3 protein-coding genes and 2 pseudogenes are annotated in these 3,833 nt (G+C 73.8%); 3 read left to right on the top strand and 2 right to left on the bottom strand.

Annotation, left to right across the window (positions count from 1 at the left end; all coding sequences use genetic code 11):
• The coding region (locus JNW89_RS30395) for an HAD-IIIA family hydrolase (RefSeq protein WP_238451695.1) at positions 1 to 318 on the bottom strand (318 nt) is incomplete at its 3' end.
• Between the two features lie 277 nt (positions 319 to 595).
• Here JNW89_RS30395 and JNW89_RS30390 point away from each other — a divergent pair.
• Complete coding sequence (locus JNW89_RS30390) at positions 596 to 1,036, top strand: SRPBCC family protein (protein ID WP_309140041.1); 441 nt, start codon at positions 596 to 598, stop codon at positions 1,034 to 1,036.
• A gap of 82 nt (positions 1,037 to 1,118) precedes the next feature.
• Complete coding sequence (locus JNW89_RS30385) at positions 1,119 to 1,886, top strand: polyprenol monophosphomannose synthase (RefSeq protein ID WP_238451693.1); 768 nt, start codon at positions 1,119 to 1,121, stop codon at positions 1,884 to 1,886.
• 122 nt (positions 1,887 to 2,008) lie between these two features.
• Here JNW89_RS30385 and JNW89_RS30380 read toward each other — a convergent pair.
• A pseudogene (locus JNW89_RS30380) lies at positions 2,009 to 3,612 on the bottom strand (phytoene desaturase family protein).
• A gap of 72 nt (positions 3,613 to 3,684) precedes the next feature.
• On the opposite strand from JNW89_RS30380, the pseudogene JNW89_RS30375 reads away from it, so the two are divergent.
• Positions 3,685 to 3,833: pseudogene (locus JNW89_RS30375) on the top strand (aldehyde dehydrogenase); the annotation flags it as partial.

Raw genomic sequence — 3,833 nt, 5'->3', positions numbered from 1 at the left:
AGCGCGGCCGGCGGCCCGGTGGACCAGGCCGGGGGCGGGTTTGCGGCAGGCGCAGTCGTCGCCGTCGTCGTGCGGGCAGACCTGCCAGGTGTCGAACGGGCCGAGCAGTGTCTCGATCCGGGCGTGCACCGCCCGCATCTGCGCGGCGGTGAACAACCCCTTGGCCAGCCCGGACTGGTTGGTCACCACGCCGAGGCGCAGGCCGGCCGCGCGCAGCCGGTCCAGCGCCGCCCGCGCGCCCGGCATCGGCCGCACCTTCTCCGGGTCACCGTTGTACGGCACGTCCTCGACCAGGGTGCCGTCCCGGTCCAGCAGCACCGCGTCGAACAGGACCGGCCGGATCACGGCCCGGTCGACCCGGCCTGACCTGCGCTGATCCGGCTCCATCTGGTCCCGTCGCACGGGCGGCGGGTTCCCGGAGCCCCGGGGAGTAAACATCATCTACCCGGCGGTACGGCTCGTCGCCGTCCCGGCCGCGCAGGGGTCGCCGACCGGGCCTTACCCGTCGCCCCGGAGAAGCTAACGCCCGGTCCGACCCGCCGGTTAGCCCCGGTCGGAGTCGGGGTACTGGACGCCAGTGGCGATTGTGGAGAAAGTGATCGACGCTCCCCCGCAGCAGGTGTTCGACGTGCTGGCGGACGGGTGGACGTACAGCGACTGGGTGGTCGGCACCGTGCACGTGCGGGACGTCGACGACACCTGGCCGCGGGTGGGCAGCCAACTGCACCACAAGGCGGGGCCGTGGCCACTCTCGTTGCATGACTCCTCGACCGTGCTGGCCTGCGAGCCGCCGCACAAGATGGTCATCAAGGCCGGGCTCTGGCCGGCCGGTGAGGCGATCGTGGTGTTCACCCTGGAACCGGTCGGCGCCGACGCCACCCGAGTGCGGATCGGCGAGGACTTCGCCGCCGGGCCGCTGCGCTGGCTCCGCAACAAGCTCAACGACCTGGTCCTGCACCAACGCAACAAGGAGACCCTGCGGCGGCTCTCCGACATCGCCACCCGTCAGAAGGCGGACGAGGCCGCGGAGAGTTGAGGGGCGGGGAGCCTCGACGGGGCCCGACGGGGCACTGGCTACCCTTTGGGGGAAAACCGTCGGCAACCAGAGGATGTCCGTCATGATCGAACCCGTGGAGCTGCCCTCGCCGTGGCGGGAAGCACGCCTGACCGTCGTGGTCCCCACCTACAACGAGGCGGGCAACCTCCCGGTGGTGGTCGAGCGGCTCCTCGCCCTGCCGCTGCCCGGCCTCAAGGTGCTGGTGGCGGACGACAACTCCCCGGACGGCACCGGCGAGGTGGCCGACAAGCTGGCCATCGAGCACCCCGACCGGATCCAGGTCGTGCACCGGGCCGGCAAGGAGGGCCTGGGCCGGGCGTACGTCGACGGGATCGGCCGGGCGCTCGACGGCGGCGCCGACTACGTGGCGCAGATGGACGCCGACCTGTCCCACCCGCCGGAGGCCCTGCCCGGCATGCTCGGCGCGCTGCTCTCCACCCAGGCCGGCGTGGTGATCGGCTCCCGGTACGTGCCCGGTGGCGAGCTGGACGAGAACTGGCCGCTGTACCGCCGCGCGCTCAGCGGCTGGGCGAACCTCTACGTGCACACCCTGCTGCGGGTGCGGATCCGTGACCTCACCGCCGGCTTCAAGATCTGGCGGGCGGACGCCCTGCGCGACATCGGCTTGGAGCGGGTGCAGTCCAACGGGTACAGCTTCCAGGTCGAGATGCACTACCTCGCCACCAAGCTGGGGCACACCATCCTGGAGGTGCCGATCCGCTTCGAGGAGCGCCGCGACGGCGCCTCGAAGATGACCACCGCCACCAAGGTGGAGAGCGCGCTGATGCCGTTCAAGCTGCGTACCCGGCACCGCAACCTGGAGCGCTGACCCACCCGTCCGCACCCGGACCGTCACGCGGCGTGACGTCTCCGGCGCGGACACCGTCGTGAGCGACCTGTCCGAGGGGCATGCACATGCCGCTGGGGCAGGTCGCTTGTTTCGACAGGGGGTCAGCGGTAGACCGCGCGGTGGGCGGCACCGATCGCCCGGGCGTACAGGCCGCCGGTGAGGGCCCGGTTGCGGCTCAGCGCCGCCTGCGCCGCGTTCGCACCCGGGGCGCCGTGCACCCCGCCGCCCGGGTTCGCCGAGGCGCTGGCCAGGTAGAGCCGGTCGACCGGGGTGTCCGGCCGGCCCAGGCCGGGCACCGGGCGCAGGAAGAGCTGCTGGTACGCGGCGGCCGTGCCGCCACCCACCGCGCCGCCGATCAGGCTCGGGTTGCGCTCCTCCAGGTCGACGGGGCCGGCCACGAAGCGGCCCCGGACGAGCCCCTTGAAGCCGGGGGCGTGGCGCTCCAGCACCGCCTCCATCCGGTCCACGTGCGCGGCCACGTCCTCGGCCCGCCAGTCCCGCCGGAACGGCAGGTGGGTGTACGACCAGAGCGACTCCGTGCCGGCCGGTGACCGGGTCGCGTCGGCGGTGGTCATCTGGCCGACCAGCAGGAACGGGTCCTCCGGCAGCTGCCCGCAGGCCAGGTCCGCCGCGTAGCGGGTGAGCCCGTCGACGTCCGTGGCCAGGTGGACGGTGCCCGCCCCGGCGACCTGCGGGTTTGTCCACGGCATCGGCCCGTCCAGCGCCCAGTCGACCTTGACCGTCGACCCGTCCCAGCGGAAGTGGTCGAGGTCCTCGACCAGCCGGGGCGGCAGCCAGGCCGCGCCGACCAGGTCCAGGTAGAGCGCCGGCGCGGGCACGTCGGCCAGCACCGCCCGACGGGCCCGCCAGGTGGCGCCGCCCTCGGTCCGTACGCCCATCGCCCGGCCCCGGGCGATGAGCACCCGGTCCACCCGGGCCGAGTAGGTGATCCGGCCGCCCTTGGCGATCAGCCGCGCGACCAGCGCGTCGGTGATCCGCTGCGCGCCGCCCACCGGCACCGGCCAGCCGACCTCCTGACCGAGCATGGCGAGCAGCCAGCCGTAGATGCCCGAGCCGGCGTCGTCGGGCGACAGGTCGGTGTGCAGGGCGCAACTGGCCATCAGCGCGGGCGCGCCCTCGCCCCGGAACACCTCGCGGCCGAACTGCCGGCTCGGCAGCACCAGCCGGCGGGCCAGCCGCAGCGCCCCGGCGGTGCGCAGCCGGCCCAGCAGCTCCAGCCCGTCGCGGACCGGCGGGAAGGGGGTGAACAGGGCGTTCACCAGGGGACGGGAGATCGCCCGCCAGTCGTCGTACGTGTCGAGCCAGCGTTGCCCGTCGCCGGGCGCGAACGCCTCCATCGACGCGGCGCTGCGGTCGGGGTCGCGGTTGAGCACCGCCGCCCGGCCGTCCGGCAGCACGTGCGCCAGCACGTCGGGCGCGTTCGTCCAGGCCACTCCGTACGCGTCGAGGCGAAGCCCGCGCAGCACCGGCGAGGCGTACCCGAGGGGGTAGAAGGAGCTGTAGAGGTCGCTCAGGTAGCCGGGGGCGGTCACCTCGGCGGAGCGGACCGCCCGCCGGGGGCGCCGGTGGCCTCCAGGACCAGCACGTCCCAGCCGGCGTCGGCGAGCAGGTTGGCGGCCACCAGTCCGTTGTGCCCGGCGCCGATGACGACGGCGTCCGCGGTCTCGATGCCGGTCCCGGTCATCCGATCCGCCTACCCGGCCAGCAACCGGGCGAAACGCGTTTGCCTCGCCGGGACCGGGGCATCCACTGCCGCATGTACAGGGTTGAACAGCTCATCGGTGGAGTGTGGGGCGCGGGCGGCGCGGGCGGTGAACTGGTCGTGCACGATCCCGCCGACGGCACGCCGGTCAGCACCGTACCGGTGGCGACGGCGGACGAGGTGGCCAAGGCGGTCGAGGCGGC

It is taken from the genome of Micromonospora sp. 4G55, assembly GCF_016803375.1.
This window is presented reverse-complemented; position numbering and strand designations above follow the sequence as displayed.